Genomic DNA, 4,296 nt, shown 5'->3' with positions numbered 1-4,296 from the left:
TGGTTCTGACTGCGGGCGAGCGCGACGGACTCCGCGTACCAGCGGCGAGCGGCAGCGGCATCGCCCGCCAGCCACTCCACCCGGCCCATGTGATACGCAATCCACACCCGCGGCAGCGAAACCCGGTTGGCCACCAGATCACTGAATGCCTGCTCCCCAACCCTGCGCGCCTCCGCAATCTCACCATTCTCCGACAACGCAACCATCAGTGGGATACGGGTCAGTGCGGGGTGAGTGCTTCTGTTGATCTTGACGTGCGCTTCATATGATTTTTGCGCGACTTCCTTCGCCATGCCAAGTCGCCCGCTCATGGCAAGCGCGCCGCCTGTCGTGCTCAAGCCGAGCAGCCAGACCACTGGGTGCGCTGCTTGGCTGACGTCTTCCTCCAGTTCCTCCAGGAGGTGGTGGGCTTCGGACAGGCGCCCCGAGATCGCAAGAATCGCCCCCTTGTTGATCCTCAAAGCTCTTTGATGAGCTGGGCTTTTGAGGGCCCCCTCCGCCTCGTCGATCAAGGCAAGCGCTTTGTCGGTGCGGGCGCCGGCCATGAACATGTTGAGGCTGCGTGCGGCGGTGATTGCTATCTTTTCCCGCTCATCTCTGGCGGCACCATCAGCCTCGAGGAGGACCGTTTCTGCGTCGGCGCTGCGCCCGATCTCCCGCAATGCCTCACCGAGCATGAGGCGCGTCGCCAGTGTGTGGGCATTGTCTGGCAGGGCCTCGAGCACATAGGCGACCTGACCGTAGTCGTGTGCGTGCTTCGCGAGGGCTGCTGCGCGGATCAGCAGCTCGGGGTCGGCGTTCCCGCCGCCGGCAAGACGCCACGACGCCGTCCGCAGCGCATCCCCGTGCCGCCGGGACCCACGGCTCTCCACAAGATCGGCCTGCCTCAGCAGGATCTCCCGTCGCCGCAGGTAGGGAACCCGCGCACGCAGGATCTCGCTGTACAAAGGATGCGCGAGCATCACACTCGTGCGGCGGCGGTCTGTGGCCCGCCGCACCAGGCCGGCGTCCTCGAGGGAATCCAGCACACCAAGCGGGGCAACGGCCTCCGCACCATTCAGCGAGAGCTCCCCACAGACAGCAAGCGCCTCCAGCAGCGCCTTGCCCTCAGGCTCCGCAGCAGTCAGCCTGGCGGTGATCAACTCGGACAGATGCTGGGTCCCCACCGAACTGCGCCCGAACAGCTCACCACGCGCAAGATCCCACACCTCACCATCGCTCTCCAGATCACCAGCAGCCAACGCCCCCAGAACCAGCTCCCGCAGGAACAACGGATTCCCACCGCTCCCCGCGAAGAACTCGTGTGTCGTCTGGCGGCCCACTGATCCGCCCAGCGTCCGCTGGAGCAGATCAGAGACCTGATCTTTAGTGAGCTCACCCAGTTCAGCCCGGTTCACAGAGTCGTGATTTATCAGATCTTCGACAGTTTCACTCTGTTTCTGTCCGCGCCGTACTGTGCCAAGCAGAAAAATGGTCTTCGTGTCGATGAGCTCGCGCAGCAGCAGAGCCGAAGTGGCGTCCAGCAGCGGAACGTCGTCGACCAGCATCACAAGCCGCCCGCCGCCCGCAGCCTTCATCCGGCTCGCCACCGCGGCAAACCCGGATCCAGGATCAGTGAAATCCACACCGGCCGGCAGCAGATGCGCGATCGCACCCAGCGGCACATTCCGGGCGGCTTCCGTAGCCACCGCCCGGCCCACCTGCCACCCCGCAGCACCCGCGACCTCAGCGCACTCAGCAGCCAGCCGTGACTTACCCACCCCAGCCGTCCCACATACCATGAACCCGCTGCACCGTACATCAGCAAGCAACCGCCTGAACTCCGCCAAGAGCTGATCACGCCCCACCAGCGGCCACCGGCCCCCAATGCTCATCAGTCCCGCCATGGACACCTCCCCGGAGCGGACCGAAACCGGTGTGACAGAAGTCACGCCGCACAGTATCCGCCACTCAACTATAGAGCAACTCGATCATCTGTGATTTTCTGCGCTCGCACCTCAGAAAGGATCCTTTGGTGCTCCAACAAACGGGACACGCGAACGGACTCACGTTCGAAGCAAGAGCTCTTGACGATCATCAGACGCTCTCACCAAGGCAGCCTGACTTCGGCAGGGCGATACGTGCGACCGCAAAAGACCCGGCAACGGCTCCCGGACACCATGCCCTTCACAGTCTCCCGGTCAGAGGACTGCAGCCACGGCCTACGGACAGCCAGGCGGCTCCGTCCAAAGAGAGTAATCCTCGATACAGACCAACCTCGGCACCACCTCGTTCCGTGCATGCACAACCGCCTTGCACCCGGAATCTTCATGCATTCCTGACCGAAAGAGATTGACCAGCACAGAACTCCTAAAGTCAGGCCCGTTTTGGCGAAGCTAGGATGCGAGCGAGTGCCCGCGAGTGAGTACTGGCTGCTCATTCTGGCGCCGGGATCTGACGTGAGCATGCCCCTGGGGCAGCCAGCGCAACATACGCATCTCCTAACCAGCATCCACTCCCGAGAAGGAATAGCAGTCCAGTTCTAATATCACTGTCGCCTTCCGCTCAACTGAACTGACAGCCCGAACTCTCCACAGGGTCAGGCTACCCTTGCGCCGCAGGGCCGTCCGGCGGCGCAAGGGCAAGGCTCGGCAGACGCAGTTGGCCGGGACTGCAGGCTGCTGCAGAAATTAGGGGATGACGAGCCGGACCCGCCACAGACATCGGCGCACTCACATTAGGGACCGTCCGGGGCGCGCTAGCCGCATAGTAGACTCATGGGCTGTCCTATGAACTTGGCGCTGGACGCGATGAGGCACGTAAATATCACCAGGTCGGTGCAGATTCTGCCCAGACGGCGCAAGTTGTCCTGTGAGCCATCGGCCCAGTGACGCCAGCCGAGTAATCACTAATAGGCCGAATATACGTTATCGATCGAGCCGTAACGGTGAGCAGCATAGTTACAAGCAGCCGCAATGTTTGCCACCGGATCGTATATATCCCATGAGGTTCCGTTAACGTGATACGCCCTGAATGTTGGATCAATCACTTGCATCAAGCCCTTCGAGGGGATACCAGCCTTCGCGTTCGAGTCCCATAGGTTGATCGCGTACTGCCTCCCGCTCGATTCCCGCATAAGATTCCGATAAATTCCCTGATAACTGCCTGGAATGTCGTTCGCCCTCATCACCGCAAGCGCATCATTGATCCACCGGTCGAGCTGGCTCGAGCTACTTTCGTATGCGCTGGCTGGACTTGCAGTTGCGAGAGCCCCAGGCACAGCCAGTAGGCCGACCGTAAGAGCAGCGGCTAGACCTCGGCGAGCCCTCACCGACATATGACACTTGATCAGTTTGGAAACCATCGCACATGCCTCCCTGTTTGCATCTATTGCCGATGAGTGAACAAGGAAAGCGGGTCGAGGGAGATGAGTAGACGCTACTCGTATCCGTGCTACCACCACATGGCATCTTCACAAGTCGCCTACCTGGCAGTGCATCTGTCACCGATAGCTCGGACGGCGCCCACAGGCCACTGTGACTCCCCCATTACCGGCCTTAAACTTAGATCATTGAGTCGGGAAGCTTTCATGTATGGGTACCCGTAGATATCGCCGCATACAGGGCGGCACTGCGGAGATCACTTGCAAATCTGTCGACCACAACTTTGCCGCCAAGGTTCGTGATCTTGAATTGTATGCCGTCCACGCGGCGAGGATTGAGCAGCGAATACTCATTTGCCCTCGGGTTGGCGCCCCTACTGTCAGCCGTGCCATTGATTGGGAACAGTACAGAGAGAAGCACATGCATACCTTAAAGTGCTGGGCACTTTACACTGTTGCGGCTTCGGCTATTACTCTTGCCCTACTGTCCCCGGAGTTGAGCATGAAATCACCAGGGGACACAAGTTCCTGCATCCAGGAGGCAGGGATCATTGTGGAAGACTTCGTGCCATCGGTCCCAGGGGTGCGTCACATCCAACCGGCCGGGGTCACCGTGCAGAACACCGCACCGCGAATTCCCTGCCCGCCTCAGATGCAGCAGGCCAGAGTCGTTGTTGAAGAGGTTGGCCCCTGGCCGAACAGCTCGAACACATTCAGCAACTTTGAGAGTGCGTCTCACACATTGCTGGTGGACTGATGCGTGACGGAGCTCCCTGAACCTCTTTCATCCTGCCCCGCGGTGGGAAATGACCTGGTGGGCAAGGGCGTGACAGGACGGGACCCCTCGTCGTTGGCGTGGTGATCTCACTCATCACACCGGCGACCGAGGGGCCCTGTTGGTTCCGTATCCCTTCCATGCTCGACGTCCCGTACGA

General features: G+C 60.8%; 1 protein-coding gene and 1 pseudogene. Both read right to left on the bottom strand.

Annotated elements, in window-relative coordinates; genetic code table 11:
- A partial coding sequence (locus ACF08N_RS37820) for an AAA family ATPase (protein WP_392329237.1) occupies positions 1-1,874 on the bottom strand: 1,874 nt, incomplete at its 3' end.
- Between the two features lie 1,013 nt (positions 1,875-2,887).
- Positions 2,888-3,199: pseudogene (locus ACF08N_RS37815) on the bottom strand (transglycosylase SLT domain-containing protein); the annotation flags it as partial.
- Between the last annotated feature and the right edge of the window lie 1,097 nt (positions 3,200-4,296).

This window comes from Streptomyces sp. NPDC015127 (genome assembly GCF_043080095.1).
Classification (GTDB): domain Bacteria; phylum Actinomycetota; class Actinomycetes; order Streptomycetales; family Streptomycetaceae; genus Streptomyces.
This window is presented reverse-complemented; position numbering and strand designations above follow the sequence as displayed.